The sequence below is a fragment of the Pseudomonas fluorescens genome, from assembly GCF_001307155.1.
Classification (GTDB): Bacteria; Pseudomonadota; Gammaproteobacteria; order Pseudomonadales; family Pseudomonadaceae; genus Aquipseudomonas; species Aquipseudomonas helvetica.
Genome location: NZ_CP012830.1, coordinates 815,387 through 832,884 on the forward strand (window position 1 = coordinate 815,387; position 17,498 = coordinate 832,884).

18 protein-coding genes are annotated in these 17,498 nt (G+C 60.4%); 7 read left to right on the top strand and 11 right to left on the bottom strand.

The window, feature by feature from the left end; translation table 11 throughout:
- The first annotated feature begins 115 nt into the window (after positions 1-115).
- The 3 genes from AO353_RS03810 (at position 116) to AO353_RS03820 (ending at position 2,949) form a co-directional block, all read left to right on the top strand.
- Positions 116-1,435 (top strand): MFS transporter, encoded by a 1,320-nt coding sequence (locus AO353_RS03810; protein WP_054593749.1) that lies wholly within the window; start codon positions 116-118, stop codon positions 1,433-1,435.
- A gap of 449 nt (positions 1,436-1,884) precedes the next feature.
- Complete coding sequence (locus tag AO353_RS03815) at positions 1,885-2,172, top strand: hypothetical protein (protein ID WP_054593750.1); 288 nt, start codon at positions 1,885-1,887, stop codon at positions 2,170-2,172.
- 144 nt (positions 2,173-2,316) lie between these two features.
- On the top strand, positions 2,317-2,949 hold the full coding sequence (locus AO353_RS03820) for a flavin reductase family protein (RefSeq protein ID WP_054593751.1): 633 nt from the start codon (positions 2,317-2,319) through the stop codon (positions 2,947-2,949).
- A gap of 9 nt (positions 2,950-2,958) precedes the next feature.
- On the opposite strand, the gene AO353_RS03825 is transcribed toward AO353_RS03820, so the two are convergent.
- The gene (locus AO353_RS03825; protein ID WP_054593752.1) at positions 2,959-3,222 is read right to left on the bottom strand and encodes a hypothetical protein; all 264 of its coding nucleotides are present in this window, start codon (positions 3,220-3,222) and stop codon (positions 2,959-2,961) included.
- A gap of 9 nt (positions 3,223-3,231) precedes the next feature.
- Positions 3,232-3,597 carry a putative quinol monooxygenase gene (locus AO353_RS03830; protein ID WP_054593753.1) on the bottom strand — a complete coding sequence of 122 codons (366 nt, stop codon included), beginning with the start codon at positions 3,595-3,597 and terminating at the stop codon, positions 3,232-3,234.
- A gap of 335 nt (positions 3,598-3,932) precedes the next feature.
- On the opposite strand from AO353_RS03830, the gene AO353_RS03835 reads away from it, so the two are divergent.
- Positions 3,933-4,862, top strand: coding sequence for an AraC family transcriptional regulator (locus AO353_RS03835; protein ID WP_054593754.1), 930 nt, complete (start codon positions 3,933-3,935; stop codon positions 4,860-4,862).
- A 136-nt stretch (positions 4,863-4,998) separates the two neighbouring features.
- Here AO353_RS03835 and AO353_RS03840 read toward each other — a convergent pair whose 3' ends face one another.
- The 6 genes from AO353_RS03840 to AO353_RS03865 form a co-directional block, all read right to left on the bottom strand.
- Positions 4,999-6,054, bottom strand: a complete 1,056-nt coding sequence (locus AO353_RS03840) for an ABC transporter ATP-binding protein (RefSeq protein WP_054593755.1) — start codon at positions 6,052-6,054, stop codon at positions 4,999-5,001.
- 18 nt (positions 6,055-6,072) lie between these two features.
- Positions 6,073-6,921, bottom strand: a complete 849-nt coding sequence (locus AO353_RS03845) for an ABC transporter permease (RefSeq protein ID WP_054593756.1) — start codon at positions 6,919-6,921, stop codon at positions 6,073-6,075.
- Positions 6,918-7,826 carry an ABC transporter permease gene (locus AO353_RS03850; RefSeq protein ID WP_054593757.1) on the bottom strand — a complete coding sequence of 303 codons (909 nt, stop codon included), beginning with the start codon at positions 7,824-7,826 and terminating at the stop codon, positions 6,918-6,920. Before AO353_RS03850 ends, AO353_RS03845 begins: the two co-directional genes overlap by 4 nt.
- 149 nt (positions 7,827-7,975) lie before the next feature.
- Positions 7,976-9,079 (bottom strand): ABC transporter substrate-binding protein, encoded by a 1,104-nt coding sequence (locus AO353_RS03855; protein ID WP_054593758.1) that lies wholly within the window; start codon positions 9,077-9,079, stop codon positions 7,976-7,978.
- 216 nt (positions 9,080-9,295) lie between these two features.
- Positions 9,296-10,744: an aldehyde dehydrogenase family protein gene (locus tag AO353_RS03860; protein ID WP_054593759.1), complete on the bottom strand. Its 1,449-nt coding sequence runs from the start codon at positions 10,742-10,744 to the stop codon at positions 9,296-9,298.
- Positions 10,741-12,378 (bottom strand): 5-guanidino-2-oxopentanoate decarboxylase, encoded by a 1,638-nt coding sequence (locus tag AO353_RS03865; protein WP_054593760.1) that lies wholly within the window; start codon positions 12,376-12,378, stop codon positions 10,741-10,743. Before AO353_RS03865 ends, AO353_RS03860 begins: the two co-directional genes overlap by 4 nt.
- A gap of 159 nt (positions 12,379-12,537) precedes the next feature.
- On the opposite strand from AO353_RS03865, the gene AO353_RS03870 reads away from it, so the two are divergent.
- Positions 12,538-13,419: a LysR substrate-binding domain-containing protein gene (locus AO353_RS03870; RefSeq protein ID WP_054593761.1), complete on the top strand. Its 882-nt coding sequence runs from the start codon at positions 12,538-12,540 to the stop codon at positions 13,417-13,419.
- A 75-nt stretch (positions 13,420-13,494) separates the two neighbouring features.
- Here the strand turns inward: AO353_RS03870 and AO353_RS03875 are convergent, their stop codons facing one another.
- Positions 13,495-14,109, bottom strand: a complete 615-nt coding sequence (locus AO353_RS03875; protein ID WP_054593762.1) for an NAD(P)-dependent oxidoreductase — start codon at positions 14,107-14,109, stop codon at positions 13,495-13,497.
- Positions 14,110-14,336: 227 nt separating this feature from the next.
- Complete coding sequence (locus AO353_RS03880) at positions 14,337-15,221, bottom strand: MBL fold metallo-hydrolase (protein WP_054593763.1); 885 nt, start codon at positions 15,219-15,221, stop codon at positions 14,337-14,339.
- Positions 15,222-15,336: 115 nt separating this feature from the next.
- Here AO353_RS03880 and AO353_RS03885 point away from each other — a divergent pair, with 115 nt between their 5' ends.
- Both AO353_RS03885 and AO353_RS31305 read left to right on the top strand, forming a co-directional pair.
- Positions 15,337-16,242, top strand: coding sequence for a LysR family transcriptional regulator (locus AO353_RS03885; protein ID WP_081013694.1), 906 nt, complete (start codon positions 15,337-15,339; stop codon positions 16,240-16,242).
- Between the two features lie 113 nt (positions 16,243-16,355).
- Positions 16,356-16,529: a hypothetical protein gene (locus AO353_RS31305; protein ID WP_173859945.1), complete on the top strand. Its 174-nt coding sequence runs from the start codon at positions 16,356-16,358 to the stop codon at positions 16,527-16,529.
- Positions 16,530-16,538: 9 nt separating this feature from the next.
- Here the strand turns inward: AO353_RS31305 and AO353_RS03890 are convergent, their stop codons facing one another.
- Complete coding sequence (locus tag AO353_RS03890; RefSeq protein ID WP_054593765.1) at positions 16,539-17,435, bottom strand: helix-turn-helix domain-containing protein; 897 nt, start codon at positions 17,433-17,435, stop codon at positions 16,539-16,541.
- Positions 17,436-17,498: the final 63 nt, after the last annotated feature.

Here is a 17,498-nt window from a genome sequence, read left to right on the forward strand (position 1 = left end):
CATTCCCGTAACCCCCTCTAAACCGGCCCTCTCCCCCTTGGCACAGCTCCTGCTATAGCCCTCGCAGGCTGCGTTTACGCGCGCTCCACAAAAACAATTAAATGAAGGATCCGTCATGGATAACTCACAAACCCTGCCTCTTGGGTCGGCCGCTGTGCCTGCCAAAGAAAAGACCACGGCCAGCCGCATCAAATCGATCTTCAGCGGTTCTGTCGGCAACATGGTCGAGTGGTACGACTGGTATGTCTACGCCGCCTTCTCGCTGTACTTCGCCAAAGCCTTTTTCCCCAAAGGCGACACCACCGCCCAACTGCTGAACACCGCTGCGATTTTCGCCGTGGGCTTTCTGATGCGTCCGATCGGCGGCTGGCTGATGGGCCTGTATGCCGACCGCGCCGGGCGTAAAGCCGCGTTGATGGCGTCGGTGTACCTGATGTGCTTCGGCTCGCTGATCATCGCCTTGAGCCCGGGTTATGAAACCATCGGCGTCGGCGCACCGATTCTGTTGGTGTTCGCCCGTTTGCTGCAGGGCCTGTCGGTCGGTGGCGAGTACGGCACCTCGGCCACCTATTTGAGCGAGATGGCGACCAAGGAACGTCGCGGCTTCTTCTCGAGCTTCCAGTACGTCACGCTGATCTCCGGCCAGCTCATCGCCCTGGGCGTGCTGATCGTGCTGCAGCAAACCCTGACCACCGAACAACTGTACGATTGGGGCTGGCGCATTCCGTTTGCCATCGGTGCACTGTGTGCCATCGTCGCGTTGTACCTGCGTCGCGGGATGGAAGAAACCGAGTCGTTCGCCAAGAAAGAAAAGTCCAAAGAAAGCGCAATGCGCACCCTGCTGCGTCATCCCAAGGAACTGATGACCGTGGTCGGCCTGACCATGGGCGGCACCCTGGCCTTCTACACCTACACCACCTACATGCAGAAATACCTGGTGAACACGGTCGGCATGAGCATCTCCGACTCCACCACCATTTCGGCGGCCACGCTGTTCCTGTTCATGTGCCTGCAACCGATCATCGGCGGCCTCTCGGATAAAGTCGGGCGGCGGCCGATCCTGATTGCCTTCGGCATTCTCGGCACCCTGTTCACCGTGCCGATCCTCACCACCCTGCACACCATCCAGACCTGGTGGGGCGCGTTCTTCCTGATCATGGCGGCGTTGATCATCGTCAGCGGCTACACCTCGATCAACGCGGTGGTCAAAGCCGAGCTGTTCCCCACCGAAATCCGCGCGCTGGGCGTCGGCCTGCCGTATGCGCTGACCGTGTCGATCTTCGGCGGTACCGCTGAATACATCGCCCTGTGGTTCAAGAGCATTGGCATGGAAACCGGTTACTACTGGTATGTTACCGCCTGCATCGCGGTGTCGTTGCTGGTGTACGTAACCATGAAGGACACCCGCAAACACTCGCGGATCGAGACTGACTGACCGGCAAAAATCCCACAAAGGTGCAAGGCCTTTGTGGGAGCCAGGCTTGCCCGCGATAGCGATCTGGCAGGCGGCCTGTTGAGTGATCGTTCTCACGCTCCTGCCTGAGAACGATCATCACAGGACGCTTAAGACAACTCGGCAGCCCTACGACTCGCGTACTTGTTCTGCACACCACCAATCCCCCCGCCAACCCGCGACGAACCGATAACGATCCGTTAATGCCCTGCTGACACTCTCGTTCTGTCGCCGCTTGAATCCATATCGACATCTCGTACGTATACACAATGCAGGCCTCGAAGCAGTGGTCTGGAACATTCTGCAACGACCTTAATATCTACTTAATCGATTGTTTTTAGCATTTATTTGCGCTTTTTAATCAGTTTTATATGCGTAGTATGAGCTCCATACCCAACGCACAACACGCAAACACACCTGGAGTACACATCATGAAAACCAAACTGATCTTCGCCCTGACCCTCTCCGTACTGGCCGCCAACACCTTCGCTGCCGACGGTTATGACCGCACCGGTTCAGGCGCTTTCACCGCTGAACGTTCGGCCGCTGTCGCGGCTGATGGTTACGATCACACAGGCTCGGCGTCTTTCGCCGCTGATGGCTTCGATCGCACTGGCTCGGCCAAAGTCGCGTCTGATGGTTTTGATCACACCGGTACCGCTGACGCTATCGCCGCCGACGGTTTTGATCGCACCGGTACTGCCGCCGCTATCAGCTAAACCTTGGGCAGACTTCACAGCCCGGCTTCGGCCGGGCTTAGTTGTTTCTGGGACAGTGAAAACCCGGCGCTGCGAGAGTGGCACTCACCCTCAATGACTTGCACTATGGCAACCTTCACCTTTACGTCTGCACAAGAGCCCGCCATGTCTGATGATATTCACTACTACGAACCTGCCCTGGGCCATGGCCTGCCCCACGACCCATTCAACGCCATCGTCGGCCCGCGGCCTATCGGCTGGATTTCCTCGCAGGATGCCGAAGGTCGACTGAACCTGGCGCCGTACAGTTTTTTCAACGCGTTCAACTACATTCCGCCGATCATCGGGTTCTCAAGCGTCGGCCGTAAAGACAGCCTGAACAACATCGAGCAGACCGGCGAATTCGCCTGGAACCTGGCCACCCGACCGTTGGCCGAGCAGATGAACCAGAGCTGCGCGACGGTCCCGGCCGACGTCAACGAATTCGAACTGGCCGGGCTGACGCCGGCAGCCTCGAAAATCATTCAGGTGCCGCGCGTCGCCGAAAGCCCGGTGTCCTTTGAGTGCAAGGTCACGCAGATCATTCAGTTGCAACGTGCGGATAAAGAAGTGGTGCCGAGCTGGCTGATTCTTGGCGAAGTGGTCGCCGTGCATATCGCCAAGTGGCTGCTCAAGGATGGGGTGTACGACACCGCCGCGGCAGAACCGATTCTGCGCGGCGGTGGGCCGGCGGATTATTTCCAGCTGGGGCCTGAGGCCTTGTTCAAGATGTTCCGCCCGGGGGCCACCAAGGCATAGGTCAAATCGTTACCAGACCAGTTCGCCGTCTTCAGCGACGTCGGTCAACTGCTCAAGCTTCTGCTCGGCAGCCTGATCGGCTTCGAAGGCGGTCTTGAATTTCTGTTCATCGAGGATTTTGTGAAAGCGCGGGGCGCCTGAGCCACCCAGGGCTTTGACGGCGATGGCGGCGCTGTAGCCTCCTTCACCCGGTACTACGGCGGAAACAGCTTCGAACTGTGCAAACTCTTTACGTGCCATGTCGCGGATCCTGGCCAATGGAAAGTCGGCCATTCTAAACCGTCAGCTGGCCAACTGCTGTAGTGAGGCACTGTTCAACTGCGGATATTCGCCGTGTGCCTGAGCCGCCGAGACTTCGCTGAAGGTGTGAAAATCCAGGCTATTGACCACCAACTCTTGTACCAACTCGGCAAAGATCTGCATGGCCGGGGTGCCGAAATAGGCGGTCATGGCCTGCTGGTCGACCCAAAAACCGGACACCAGCCACAGTTCGGGATCGCACAACGAATGCTGCAAGGCAAAGTGCAGGCAACCGCTGGCCTGACGCGACGGTTCGATCAGGCTGCTCAAACGCGCGCCCAACTCCATCGAGCGGCCTGCGCGGGCACGGACAAAAGCCATATGGCTGACGGGGATCTGCGTGGACATGTTCGACTCTCCCTGATGTAGACGATCGGCAGCCTGAGAGAAGCTGCGACAGGGACAGAGATTAAGCGACAGGCGCTAGGCCCGTTAGTCGATTCCTGCCGGCTTATTGCACAATCCTGCACCCGCAGCTGACTGCCGCCAAACCAACGCCAGGTCAGCTGCGCAAATGTGACAAAGGGGTTTCAAGCAAGTTTTCCCATGTTCTGTTCACGTTCTCTATGCTGAATCCGACCACACAGCAGGATCAGGCAAGTTTTGCGCAGGATTTGCCTACCCCCCGGACTTGCACAAATTTAAGCTGTGCTCATCCCATCTCCTTGCCGAGGATGTTTTGCATGCCATCTCTGGATTCCACTCACGCCCCGCTGGATGCCAACATGGAAAAACAGCGTGTGGAGCTCTCGGCAATCATTCGTCGCAATACCTGCGAGGATGGCAGCTACGCGACCGCCATCGGCTCGTTGTTTTTGTCGCGTCACAGCCAGTCCCACGACTTTGCCCCGGTGCTCGCGCAACCGGCGCTGTGCATCATGGCCCAGGGGCGCAAGGAAGTTCGGCTGGCCGACGACGTCTTCAACTACGACCCGCTCAACTATCTGGTGGTCTCGGTCTCGATGCCGCTCAGCGGACGGGTGGTCGATGTCTCGCCAGATAAGCCGATCCTGGCCTTGCGCCTGGATATCGACCCGGCGGAAATCACCGCATTGATTGCCGACGCCGGGCCCATCGGCGTGCCCACCCGCCCTGCCGGGCGCGGCCTGTATGTCGAACAACTGGATCAACCGATGCTCGATGCCGTGCTGCGCCTGGCGCGCTTGCTCGACACCCCGAAAGACATCGCGATGCTCGCGCCGCTGATTCGTCGGGAAATTCTCTATCGCTTGTTGCGCAGCCCCCAAGGCCATCGGCTGTATGAGATTGCCGTCGCCAACAGCCAGAGCCATCGCATCGGCCAGGCGATCAAATGGCTCAACGGTAACTACGAGCAGCCGTTGCGCATTGATGAGTTGGCCAAGGAAGTGAACCTGAGTGTGTCGACCCTGCACCATCGCTTCAAGGCGATGACGGCCATGAGCCCACTGCAGTATCAGAAGCAACTGCGCCTGCAAGAGGCGCGGCGCTTGATGCTCGCCGAAGGCATCGATGCCTCGGCGGCAGGTTACCGCGTGGGCTATGAAAGCCCCTCGCAGTTCAGCCGCGAGTACAGCCGGCTGTTTGGCGCGCCGCCGTTGCGGGATTTGGCGCGGTTGCGGATGTCTGTCTAACCCCCCAAACCCGTAGGAGCAAAGCTTGCTCGCGATGAACGATGACGCGGTCAGCGAGTGAGACCGCGGCGCCTGCATCGCGAGCAAGCTTTGCTCCTACGGGTTGAGCGGTGTGGATTTGTGGATGCGTGGCGGGTCAGGCGGCGAGTACGCGGCAGGCTTCGGATGGAATGGTCACCGACACCGGGTTGCCGATGCTCAGGCCGATGCCCTGGCATGGCGTGCTCAAGGCTGTCAGCGTCACCCCGGAACACTCGACCGTGGTTTCGATGGTCGCGCCGATATCGCGCACGAACGTCACCCTGCCCAGCAAGCGATTACCGGCGGTTGCCTGTGGGTGCGACAGCTGGAGGTCTTCCGGACGCACCAGCATCTTGACCTTTTCACCGACCACGATGCTGCTGCAAATCGGCACCTGAAGTGCATCGCCACCGGGCAAACCGACTTTACCGTCACCCAATGCGGTGGCCGGAAAAATGTTCCCCGAACCAATAAAGTCGGCGACGAACTCGTTGGCCGGATGCCGGTAGATCTCGATCGGCGTGCCGACCTGCTGCACCCGATTCTGCCCCAGCACCACCACGATATCGGCCATGGTCATGGCTTCGCGCTGGTCGTGGGTGACCATGATGGTGGTGATGTTCAAGCGTTGCTGAAGCTGACGAATCTCCACTTGCATCGATTCGCGCAGCTTGGCATCGAGGGCCGACAGCGGTTCGTCGAGCAGGAGGATTTTCGGGTGCGAGGCAATCGCCCGGGCAATCGCCACGCGCTGACGCTGACCACCGGAGAGCTTCGCAACCGGGCGATCAATCATTTCTTGCAGCTGAATCAGTTCCAGCAACTCCACCACCCGCGCCTGCTGATCGACCTTGCTCACGCCACGCAGTTTCAGCGGATAGGCGATGTTCTCGCCGACCGTCATGTGCGGGAACAGCGCCAGCGACTGAAACACCATGCCGAAGTTGCGCAGGTGTGCCGGTGTGTTGCCGATGTCTTCATCGTCCAGACGAATCTCGCCGCCGGAAAGGGTTTCCAGGCCGGCGATCATTCGCAGCAAGGTGGTTTTGCCACAGCCCGAAGGGCCAAGAAAACATACCAGCTTGCCCTCAGGCAGATGCAGGTTGACGTCCTTGACCGCACACGCCGTGCCGTAACGTTTCTCGACGTTTTCCAGAATCAGACCAGTCATATTAATTACCTCCAGAAATCAGAACGAGACGCCACCTTCACCAACCAGCTTCTCCAACGCCCAGATCAGGACGAAGTCGATCAGCACGATCAGCACGGCAAACGAGAATACGGTTGGGTCCAGCGACGACACGGTGCGGCTGAACATCCAGATAGGCACGGTCATGACATCGATGGTGTAGAGGAAGTAAGTCACGGTGAATTCGTTGAACGAGACAATGAACGCCAGCAGCATCCCGGCCAGGATCCCCGACTTCATCAACGGCACGACCACATCGACAATTGCCCGTGTCGGCGAAGCGCCGAGCATCTGTGCGGCTTCTTCGACTTCGCTGCCGATGGACAGCATCGCCGCCGTGCAGTTTTTCACCACAAACGGCAAGGCCAGGATCACGTGGGCAATCACTAGTCGCGACACCGTCATCTGGAACGGCAGGCTGTCGAACACCAGCAACAACGCCAGGCCCAGTACCACCATCGGGAACACCAACGGCAGCGACATCAATTGCAGTGCCATGGCTTTGCCACGAAACTCCAGGCGGGTCAGTGCATAAGCTGCCGGCACCGCAACGAGGGTGGCGAAGATCATGGCCATGAACGAGACCATCAGGCTGGTGCTCATGGCTTTGCCCAGGCTCAGCACATCGCTGGCGTCCGGGGACACGAAGGTGTGCCAGGCAGCCTTGTACCATTGCAGGCTGTAACTGCTGGGCGGGAAGTCGAGGTTCGAAGAACCACTGAACGACATGACAATCATGGTCAGGATCGGCAACACCGCCAGAAACAGGATGACGCCTGAAAGGATCCCGGCAAATTTTCCGGTATCGCCTGGCAACAGCGACAGGCGCTTCTTGCTCAACGTGCTCATTGCGAAGCCTCCAGCATGCGCCGACGACGGCCAGTGATGTATTCGGACAAGGTCATGATGGCCAGCGTGGTGACGATCAGCACCACACCGGCAGCGGAAGCGGCAGGCCAGTTCATCAGCGGCGCGATCTGGTCATGCACCATCACCGCGAGCATCGGCACACGCCGACCACCGAGCAGCAAGGGCACCACAAAGCTGCTGGCGTTGTAGGCGAATACCAGGGTCGCGCCGGTGATGATTCCCGGCATGCTCATCGGCAGCACCACCTGGAAAAACACCTTCAAGCGGCTCGCGCCCAAGGTCGCCGCGGCTTCCTCGTAAGTGCGGGCAACGCCGCGCATGGCGCTGGCAATCGGCAGCACGGCCAACGGGAAAGCGGTTTGTACCAGGCCCATCAATACGCCGTTCTGGTTGTAGAGCAGCATGATCGGACGCTTGATCAGGCCCAGGCCCATCAGCGCCTGATTGAGCATCCCGCCAGGTCCCAGAATCACCAGCCAGCCGTAGCTTTGCAGCAACAGGTTGACCAGCAACGGCAACAGCACGGCGGCCAGAAACACTCGGCGCAGCAACGGCGAGGTCAGGCGCGACATGGTGTACGCCACCGGGATCGCCAGCAGTACGGCGATCACCGCGCTGATCAATGCCAGGCGCAAGGTCAGCAGCAGGGACTTGAGGTAATAGGGTTCCAGCAGCTGGGCATAACTGGCGAGGCTGAAACCGCTCCATTCCGCGCCTTTGGTGCCCACGCTCATGCGCAACACCAGCAGGCTGGCGGCAATCAGCACACCGAGAAACAGCATCGATGGCGAAAGAAATAACCAGGCGCGCGCCGTCGGCGAAACGCCGAAGCTCGGGCGTACGGCAACGGGGCTGACCGTTTGGGTCAGAGGTTGGTGTTCCATAGCAATGGTCTCGTCAATGGAAGATCAAGTGCAAGGCGAGTGCTGCGCACTCGATCGCTGGCAAGCCCCGCTCCTACAGGTATTGCGCTGCTCCAGTAGGAGCAAGGCTTGCCCGCGATGAGGTTCGAAGAACCTCCCTGCGATTCAGATCAGGAAGAGAAGATTTCCGTGTAGCGACGAATCCATTGGTCATGCACAGTCGCCAGGAAGGCGTTGTCGTGCATGATCGCCTTCTCGGCAATCTGCTCCGGCGTCAGGATGTACGGGCTCTTGCGCGCTTCGGCAGAGATGATTGCCTTGGCGTTGACCGGGCCGTTATAGATGTCTTCGGCCATCTTGCCCTGCACCAGCGGATCGAGTGAGTGGTTGATGAAGGCATAGGCCAGGTCGGTATCGCCCGGACGGTTCTTCGGCATGACCGACTGCATCAGGTCGGTGTAGAAACCTTCCTTCATGCCAAAGGTTGCACTCAGACCGTAGTTCGGATCGCGGATCTGTTTCGGGAAGAATGCAGGAGCGTACAACCCACCCATGTCCAGGGAGCCGGTGCGGAACAGTTCGGCGATCTGGTTCGGGTTCTCACCCAGGGTCACCACGCGGCTCTTGAGCTCGGCGAGTTTTTTGAAGCCGGGTTCGATGTTGTGCTCGTCACCACCGGCCAGTTTGGCGGCGATGATGATCAGGTCCATGGCCTCGGTCCAGTTCGGCGGCGGCAGGAAGATGTTCGGCGCCAGATCCGCGTCCCACAGGGCCGCATAGCTGTCCGGGGCTTCTTTCTGAGTGCGGCTGCTGTAGACGAGGCTGTTGCACCAGAGCAGGTAACCGATGCCGTGACCGTTGGCCCCGGTGCGGTATTTCTCCGGTACGTCGATCAGGTTGGGAATGCGGTTCAGGTCCGGCTTTTCCAGCAACCCGGCAGCGGCCAGACCTTCAGCGCCGACGCCAGCCAGGGTGATGACGTCGTATTGCGGGCGATCACCACCGGCCTTCAGTTTGGCGACCATTTCCGAAGTACTGCCGGTACGGTCCGCGATGACCTTGGCGCCGGTCTTGGCTTCAAAGGTCGCGGCGATGTTGCGCAGCGCCGCAAGCCCGGTGTCATCGGACCAGGTCAACAGCCGCAGGGTCTTGCCCTGAAAACGTGTGTCACTGGCGTTGGCGCGGATGAACGGCATGCTCATGGCGGCCGCCGCAACCGATGCAACGCCTACGGTCTTGATGAATTGTCTTCTGTTCAGATCATGATCGCCCATGAAGGACTCCCTTTATTGTTGTAGGTATGAGTTAGGAGCATCCCTTGCGCCCGCGCTCTTCGATCCGCTGCCAGCCCCGTGTTACAAGGGCTGTAGCGAGGTCTGCGGGTTCATCCTGAGGTCACGCAAAACGCGCAACAATCGAAAAAAAATCATTGGTGCCATGTCCCTGGCGCATGCCTCGTTACGAGGCATGCGTGGGCTGTTTTCGTGCTGTCAGACGGCCCGAATCACGTGCTTTATTTCTTGAAACGCCTGCAAGCCCCACGGCCCCAACTCGCGGCCGATGCTGCTCTGCTTGTAGCCGCCCCAGGCGGTCTGCGGGAAGATCACCTGCGGCGCGTTGATCCACACCAGCCCCGCCTGCAAGGCGTTGGCGACCCGTTCGGCGGTCAGCGGATCAGCGCTGACCACGCTGGCCACCAGACCGAACTGGCTGTCGTTGGCCAGCTCGATTGCCTCCTGCTCCGTGGCAAAACTGCGGACACAGAGCACCGGGCCAAAAATCTCTTCACACCACAACGCACTGTCGAGGGGCACTTCAGTGAAAATGGTCGGCCGCAAAAAATAGCCATGCGGCAGATCGGCAGGCCGGTCACCGCCACAGACCAACCGCGCACCCGCGCTCAAGCCGCGATCAATGTGGCCCAGCACGCGCTGGTATTGCGCCTGATTGACCAGCGCACCCATTTCAACCTCGGGGTCAAACGGGTCAGCCACGCGAATCGCATTGGCACGCGCCGTCAGGCGCAGCAGGAATTCGTCCGCCAGTTCATCGGCGACCAACACCCGGCTGGTGGCCGAACACATCTGCCCGGCGTTGAAGAAACCACCACCACTGGCCAGCTCCACGGCCAGCTCGAGATCGGCATCCGCCAGCACCAACAGCGAGGATTTGCCACCCAGTTCCAGGCTCACGCCCTTGACGGTTTCCGCCGCACGCTGCATGACCTGAACGCCGACCGCGTTGCTGCCGGTGAAGGAAATTTTTGCCACCCGCGGATCGGCCGACAGCGGCGCACCGACCGCCAGCCCGGTACCGCAGACCAGGTTGAACACACCGTCGGGCAAGCCGCTCTCGGCGATGATCGCCGCCAGTTCCAGCTCCGGCAGCGGCGTGACTTCCGAAGGCTTGAGCACCACGCAGCAACCCGCCGCCAAGGCTGGCGCGAGCTTCCAGGCAGTGGTGACCATCGGGAAGTTCCACGGCACGATCAACCCGACCACACCGCACGCTTCACGGCGCACGCGGGCGGCGAAGTCTTCGCTCGGCAGTTCCACAACGCGGTCCTGGCCGGCGTCCAGCGCTTCAGCGAGACCTGCGTAATACTCGAACGTGGCGATCACGTCATCGACATCGATGCCCGCTTCGAACTGTGGTTTGCCGTTGTTGCTCGACTGCAAATACATCAAGCGCTCGCGGCGTGCCTGCACTCCATTGGCGATCTTGCGCAACACCGCGCCACGCTCGGCACCGGTGGTTTTCGACCACTGCACAAACGCCGCACTGGCCGCTGTGACCGCCTGATCAACTGCGCGCTGATCGCCTCCCTTGACGGTGGTCAACAGCGCTTCGGTCGCCGGATTGAGGACCCGCAAGTGCTCGTCGCCAGCCGACCATTGGCCATCGATATACAAACCGTCCTGGATGATTGGAAAGCTCATGCCGACACCGCCTTCATCCACTGGGCCTGATCGATTTCGATCAGGGTCGGGCCCTGGCGATCAGTGGCTGCACGCAGTGCCGCGCGCAGTTCTTCAACGCCGCTGACGGCGTGTGCCGCACAACCCAGGCCTTTGGCCACGGCGATGAAATCCGGGGTGTAGATGTCGACGCCAACCGGTTCGATGTCGCGGTTGACCATGTATTTCTTGATCTCTTCGTAGCCCTGGTTATTCCACAGCAGGACGATGACCGGGGTGCGTGCTTCCACCGCGCTGGCCAGTTCCGGCAAGGTGAATTGCAGGCCGCCGTCGCCGATCAGGCACACCACCGGTGGACGACTGTTGCGTTCCTGACCACCGCCGAGCCACGCGCCAATGGCCGCCGGCAAGGCATAGCCGAGGGTGCCGTAACCGGTCGACGAGTTGAACCAGCGACGCGGGCGTTCCGGGTTGAACGTCAGGTTGCCGGTGTACACCGGTTGGGTCGAGTCGCCGACGAATACCGCTTCCGGCAACTCATCCTGCACGGTCTGCAGGAACAGCGTCTGCGCGCGGGTTGGCGCGTCCCAGATGGTTTCAAGCTCGGCACGCAAGCTGGCGGCGCGAGCCTGGCCCCAATCGCTGCAACGCTCGGCCAGCGAATGTTTGGCCACGCCGTCGAGCAAGGCCTGGGCCGCGCTTTGTGCATCGGAGACCAGCGCCACCTTCGGCGGATAGTTGCGCACGGTCTGGTCCGAATCGATGTCGACCCGCAGCAAGGTGCCCGGAATTTCAAAGCCGCCGGCAAAGGTCACGTCGTAATCGGTCTCGGCCAGCTCAGTGCCGATGGCCAGCACCACATCGGCGTCAGCCACCAGTGCGCGGGTGGCCACCAGCGTTTGGGTCGAACCGATCAGCAACGGGTGAGCCGACGGCAGCATGCCTTTGGCATTGATGGTCAGCGCTACCGGTGCATCGAGTAATTCGGCGAGCCGGGTCAGCTCGGCCGCTGCATCGATCGAACCGCCACCGGCGAGGATCAACGGGCGTTTGGCGTTGGCCAGCAGTTCGCTCATCTGCGCGACGGCGGACGGCGCTGCACCGGCGCGAGTGATGTTCACCGGTTGGCTGGCGAGCAAGGCATCGGCGTCTTCGACCAGCACATCGAGCGGAATTTCGATGTGCACCGGACGCGGACGGCCGGCCTGGAACAAGGCGAAGGCTCGGGCCAGCACACCCGGCAGTTCGGCAGCGGACATCAGCGTATGGGAGAACGCCGCAACGCCGGCCACCAGTGCGCTCTGGTTCGGCAGTTCGTGCAGCTTGCCGCGTCCGCCGCCCAACTGGTTGCGCGATTGCACGCTGGAGATCACCAGCATCGGGATCGAATCGGCGTAGGCCTGGCCCATCGCTGTGGTGATGTTGGTCATGCCGGGGCCGGTGATGATGAAGCACACACCCGGTTTGCCGCTGGTGCGGGCATAACCGTCAGCCATGAAGCCGGCACCCTGCTCGTGACGCGGAGTAACGTGGTTGATGCTCGAACGGGCCAGCCCGCGATACAGCTCAACGGTATGCACGCCGGGAATGCCGAACACCTGCTCGACCCCGTAACCTTCGAGTAACTTGACCAATACTTCGCCGCACGTCGCCATATCTTTACCCTTCTTGTTCGTTGAGACGCTGGCCCCGCGCGGCATTGGATGGCGCGCCGCGGTGCTCAGTCATGGCGTTATTGGAACGGTCAGCGGGTAGCCGCAACAATCGATAAAAAGTCATACTCGCCATGTCCTCACCTCATGCCTTGGCGTTCTATGAAACGACTTCCCCCCCTTCCCGCGTTGCACACGTTCCTGATCACGGCCCAGTGCTGCAATTTCACCCGGGCAGCCGAGCAACTGCACATCACCCAGGGCGCGGTGAGCCGGCAGATCGCCGGGCTGGAAGAACATTTGGGCTACACGCTGTTTCATCGCCAGGCACGCGGTTTGAGCCTGACGGCCGAGGGGCTCGAGTGGCTGCCACGGATCCAGCAGGTGTTCGGCTTGATTGATGAGGCGGTGGAGCAGGTGGGCGCGCACCGCGAAACCTTGCAGCTCAAGGCCCCGACCTGCGTCATGCGCTGGCTGCTGCCGCGTTTGCTGCAATGGCAAAAAGAACGCCCGGACGTGCCGGTGGAGTTGACCACCACGGTGCAACATGGCGTGGATTTTCATCGCGAGCAGTTCGACGCTGCGGTCATGTACGGCGCGCCGCCCGACAGTTCGCTGGCCTCACTGCATCTGTTTGACGAGCAACTGACGCCGGTCTGTTCGCAGCCACTGCTTGACGGCCCGGTGCCGCTGCACAGCCCGTCAGACCTGAGTCAACATTTGCTGCTGCACCCAACGCGCGATCAGCGGGACTGGAAGGCCTGGCTGAAAGCGGCGGACGTCAACCTCAACACACTCGGCAAGGGTCAGCATTTCGAAACCCTAGACCTGGCGATGTCCGTGGCGTCTCAAGGAACGGGAGTGGCGATTGGGGATTGGTCGTTGATCGGCGATGACCTGAGTGCCGGACGGCTGGTCATGCCTTTTGATTTGAAGGTGAAAACGGGGCTGGGGTATTACCTGGTGTTCCCGCAGAAACCCGGACCGTCGCCGCAGTTGCGTGAACTGATGGAATGGCTGGTGGTGCAGGCGCAGGCGCGCTGAATCTGCCCTCAAACGCTTCCCCCTGTAGCAGCTGGCTGCGCCAGCTGCTACAGGGAGCGCGTGGTTTACTGTGGATCAGTAGCCCACGGTAAACCGCTGACGGCTATGCGCTGGCTTCTCGACTTCATCGAGCATCGCAATCGCGTAGTCGGCGAAGGTGATCCAGCTCTTGCCTTCGGCGCTCACCAGCAGATGGTCCTTGCCCACACGGAAGGTGCCGGTACGCTCGCCTTCGACGAACAGCGCCGACGGTGAAAGGAAGGTCCAGCCCAGATCCTTTTCCTGGCGCAAGGTGTCGAGGTAGACGCCACCGGCAGTCGCCTCGGCCTTGTACTCTTCAGGGAAGTTCGGGGATTCGATGACTTTGCTGCCATCCGGCACCAACAGGGAACCGGCACCACCGACCACCAGTAGACGTTTCACGCCAGCCTTTTTGACCGGCTCGATAATCGCGCTGGCCGGGATCGTCGAAAAGTGTGCCGCGCTGATCACCACATCAGCACCTGCGACCGCCGCTTGCAGCGCTGCGCTATCGGCAACGTCGACATTTTTGCTGACAACACCGGCACGCGGGCTGATTTTCGAGGTGTCGCGGGCAATGGCGGTGACGCTGTGACCGCGACGCAGGGCTTCTTCCAGCAGTTGGCTACCGGCACGACCGGTGGCGCCAATGATTGCGATCTTGCTCATGAACAGTGCTCCAGTTGATTAGGTTGACCTGTGGCGATAGGGTTTGTGTGGTGAGGGGGCTTGCCCCCGTTGGCTTGCGAAGCGAGCCCGAAACCAGTGAACAAAATCTGTCAGGTAGAACGCGTTCACAGGTTTTACAACTGCTTCGCAGCCGAACGGGGCGGTGCGGCGTTCCGACAAGCCCCCTCGCCACAAAAGCCCCTTGCCACAGTTGTTACTTCAGCGATTTACCACTTCATCTCGCCTTTGGCGACTTTGGCGCTCAGCTCAAGCGAGCTTTCTTCGCCGAGGTTCGGGTAACGCTTTTTCATCGCGGCGATCAGCTCGGCCGAATCTTTGGCCTTGGCAGTTTCAGCGTCGAACGCCTTGATGTAGTCGGCGGTGAAGTGCACAGCGGCCAGCGAACGTGCGCTGTCACCCAGGTAATGACCTGGAACGATGGTGTTCGGTTTCAGGCTGTCGATGGTCTTCAGCGTAGTCAACCAATCGGCATGGGACTGCGCGCTTTGAGTATCGGCCATCCACACGTGGATGTTTTCCGCGACGACCACACCACCGACCGCGGCTTTGATCGACGGGATCCAGACAAAGCTCCGGTCCGGTTGCTTGCCGTCCAGGCCAATGATGTCGAGCTGCTTGCCTTCCAGGGTCAGGCTATGGCCCTTGAGCACACCCGGCACGATGGTTTTTGTCGGTGCATCGGCACCCAGTTTCGGTCCCCAGAACGCTACTTTGCCTTCAACGGTGGCCTTGATGTGGTCAACCGTCGGCTGCGAAGCGAGCACTTTGGCTTTTGGGAACGCAGCGGTGATCGTGTCCAGGCCGAAGTAGTAATCCGGGTCACCATGGCTGATGTAGATGGTGGTCAGTTGCTTGCCACTGGCGCGGATTTTTTCCACCACCTGCTCGGCCTGGGATTTGCCGAATTGCGCGTCCACCAGAATCGCTTCTTTCTCGCCGCTGACCAGTACCGAGGTCACCGGGAAAATCGCAGCGGCGCCCGGGTTGTAGACGTCCAGAGTCAGTGCCGGGGTGGCGGCTGCCGCATGAGCGGCAAAACCCAGGGTGGCGGTGGCGAGTAAAAGACGCTTGAAAGAAGTGAAGCCGATCATGGTGCTGCTCCGTTGTGCATAAGCCGTGTTTGGCGATGGGACAGAGCTTAGTTGCCTGACTCGCTACAAAAAATGCGATGCTTGAACATAGTTTGTTTCTGAAAGCGGGCAAATCATGGATCGTCTCCAAGCAATGCGGGTGTTCGTCACCGTCGTCGACCTCGGCAGCCAGTCAGCCGCGGCCGATCACCTGGACCTGTCGCGCCCGGTGGTGTCGCGCTATCTGGCCGAACTGGAGGACTGGGTCGGGGCGCGCTTGATGCACCGCACCACGCGCAAACTCAGCCTGACCGCCGCCGGCACCGAGATCCTGCCGCGTTGCCGGCAGATGCTCGATCTGTCGAGCGACATGCAGGCCGCCGTCAGCGAGCCGGACGATGCGCCACGCGGCTTGCTGCGGATCAGCGTCAGCACCTCGTTCGGCCAGGCACAACTGGCGGACGCCATGGCGGCATACGTCAAACGCTTTCCCGGGGTCAGCATCGACCTGCAAATGCTCGACCGCACGGTGAACCTGGTGGACGAGCGCATAGACCTCGCGATCCGCACCAGCAACGACCTGGACCCGAACCTGATTGCCCGAAAGCTGACCGTCTGCCGTTCGGTGATCTGCGCCTCCCCCGCCTACCTGCGCGAACACCCGACACCGCAACGGGTCGAGGACTTGAGCCAGCACAATTGCCTGACCCACTCTTACTTCGGCAAGAGCCTCTGGCATTTCGAACAGGACGGCGAGCAGGTTTCGGTGCCGGTGCAGGGCAACATCAGCGCCAACGAAGCCAGCACGCTGTTGCGCGCAGCAATGGCCGGTGCCGGCGTGGCGATGCTGCCCAGCTACCAGGCCGGCGTGCATATCCACAGCGGCGAACTGGTGCGCCTGCTGCCACACGCCGAACCACGGCAGATGAACATGTACGCGGTGTACGCCTCACGCAAACACATGCCCGCAGCGCTGCGCAGCATGCTGGATTTTCTGGTGTCGAGGTTTCCCGAAGAACCTGCGTGGGATGTGGGGCTTTAAAGGCAGAACACCTACCTTGTGGTGAGGGGGTTTATGGCAACTCACCACCGCTGACCTATGCTGATATCAGTACCCCTTAAAAAATATGGGGTATCGGTTCAGAGGTCAGCGCCATGAGCGTTAAAACCAGAAGGTATCTCGCGATCTTTATCACCTGCACCGCCGCGCTGGCGTTGTATGGCACCGCCGCCTACCGCGTTGAACAGGCCCGGCAGCTGCCACGTGAGTACGCCAGCTGCAACTTTGAACGGTGCATTCCACACACCGCGACCCTGAACCTCAAGTAACGAGGGCGCTTAGCCCTCGCTATCCTGATCAGCCTTCAAGCGATCCCGAAACGCCTTCGGTGAGATCCCCACGCGGCGTCGAAACAGCCGGGTGAAATTGGTCGGGTCGGAGAACCCCAGCACATCCGACATCTCGTAGATGGTCATGCTGGTGTAGGTCAGCAATCGCTTGGCCTCCAGCAACTGGCGCTCGTGCATGATCTGCAATGCCGGTTGTCCCGCCAGCTCACGGCAGGTGCCGTTGAGGTGGGACACGGAAATCCCCAGCCGGTGTGCCAGATCCTCGACCTTCACGTGCTGGCGATAATTCTCTTCCACCAGTTGAATAAACCCGTTGAGGTATTCGCGTGCACGCTGTGGTCGCTGACTGGCGGCGCGGCGCTGGATCACCTGGCGGCTGACCCACACCATGATCACGCTGACCAGCGAATGCATGAGCATTTCGCGTGCTGGCTGGTGCCCGACGTATTCATTCTGCAAGGCTGTAAACAGGCTGTTGAGGTAGTCCGCATCGCTTCCTGCCGCGTAACTCTCCGCCACTGCCAGGGCATTCACCGAACTGCCCAACTGCGCTTGAAGATGAGCCACCAGCGGCGCGGCCAGTGTCACCACAAATCCCTCTACATCTTCGGAAAAACGAAAGCCGTGCACCGACAGCGGTGGCAGGATCTGGATCGCGGCTTCGCTCAGTTGCGTGCGCTGCCCCTCGATCTCCAGCTCCGCCTGACCTTTGTACACAAACAGTAACTGACATAAATCGGCATGCCGATGGGGTTTGATTTCCCATTGATGTTCACGGCTGCGTTTGGAAATGGTTTCGCAATGCAACAAGTCAGGGGTCGGCCAGTCCAGGCTCTCGCCATAGAGTTTGAATACGGGAATCGAAGGAAGGGCAGGCTTGTTCATCACTTCAGTCCAGGCCTCAGCGTAACGGGCGGTAATCGCCCCGATTGGCGAAATGTACAGGTT

Bases quoted from the DNA above. Each gene is read 5' to 3' on its own strand.
- AO353_RS03820 (WP_054593751.1), top strand. From the start codon at position 2,317: ATGTCTGATGATATTCACTACTACGAACCTGCCCTGGGCCATGGCCTG.
- AO353_RS03870 (WP_054593761.1), top strand. From the start codon at position 12,538: ATGAAACGACTTCCCCCCCTTCCCGCGTTGCACACGTTCCTGATCACG.
- AO353_RS03810 (WP_054593749.1), top strand. From the start codon at position 116: ATGGATAACTCACAAACCCTGCCTCTTGGGTCGGCCGCTGTGCCTGCC.
- AO353_RS03885 (WP_081013694.1), top strand. From the start codon at position 15,337: ATGGATCGTCTCCAAGCAATGCGGGTGTTCGTCACCGTCGTCGACCTC.
- AO353_RS03835 (WP_054593754.1), top strand. From the start codon at position 3,933: ATGCCATCTCTGGATTCCACTCACGCCCCGCTGGATGCCAACATGGAA.
- AO353_RS03815 (WP_054593750.1), top strand. From the start codon at position 1,885: ATGAAAACCAAACTGATCTTCGCCCTGACCCTCTCCGTACTGGCCGCC.
- AO353_RS03865 (WP_054593760.1), bottom strand. From the start codon at position 12,378: ATGGCGACGTGCGGCGAAGTATTGGTCAAGTTACTCGAAGGTTACGGG.
- AO353_RS03875 (WP_054593762.1), bottom strand. From the start codon at position 14,109: ATGAGCAAGATCGCAATCATTGGCGCCACCGGTCGTGCCGGTAGCCAA.
- AO353_RS03825 (WP_054593752.1), bottom strand. From the start codon at position 3,222: ATGGCCGACTTTCCATTGGCCAGGATCCGCGACATGGCACGTAAAGAG.
- AO353_RS03860 (WP_054593759.1), bottom strand. From the start codon at position 10,744: ATGAGCTTTCCAATCATCCAGGACGGTTTGTATATCGATGGCCAATGG.
- AO353_RS03840 (WP_054593755.1), bottom strand. From the start codon at position 6,054: ATGACTGGTCTGATTCTGGAAAACGTCGAGAAACGTTACGGCACGGCG.
- AO353_RS03850 (WP_054593757.1), bottom strand. From the start codon at position 7,826: ATGGAACACCAACCTCTGACCCAAACGGTCAGCCCCGTTGCCGTACGC.
- AO353_RS03830 (WP_054593753.1), bottom strand. From the start codon at position 3,597: ATGTCCACGCAGATCCCCGTCAGCCATATGGCTTTTGTCCGTGCCCGC.
- AO353_RS03855 (WP_054593758.1), bottom strand. From the start codon at position 9,079: ATGGGCGATCATGATCTGAACAGAAGACAATTCATCAAGACCGTAGGC.
- AO353_RS31305 (WP_173859945.1), top strand. From the start codon at position 16,356: ATGAGCGTTAAAACCAGAAGGTATCTCGCGATCTTTATCACCTGCACC.
- AO353_RS03880 (WP_054593763.1), bottom strand. From the start codon at position 15,221: ATGATCGGCTTCACTTCTTTCAAGCGTCTTTTACTCGCCACCGCCACC.
- AO353_RS03890 (WP_054593765.1), bottom strand. From the start codon at position 17,435: ATGAACAAGCCTGCCCTTCCTTCGATTCCCGTATTCAAACTCTATGGC.
- AO353_RS03845 (WP_054593756.1), bottom strand. From the start codon at position 6,921: ATGAGCACGTTGAGCAAGAAGCGCCTGTCGCTGTTGCCAGGCGATACC.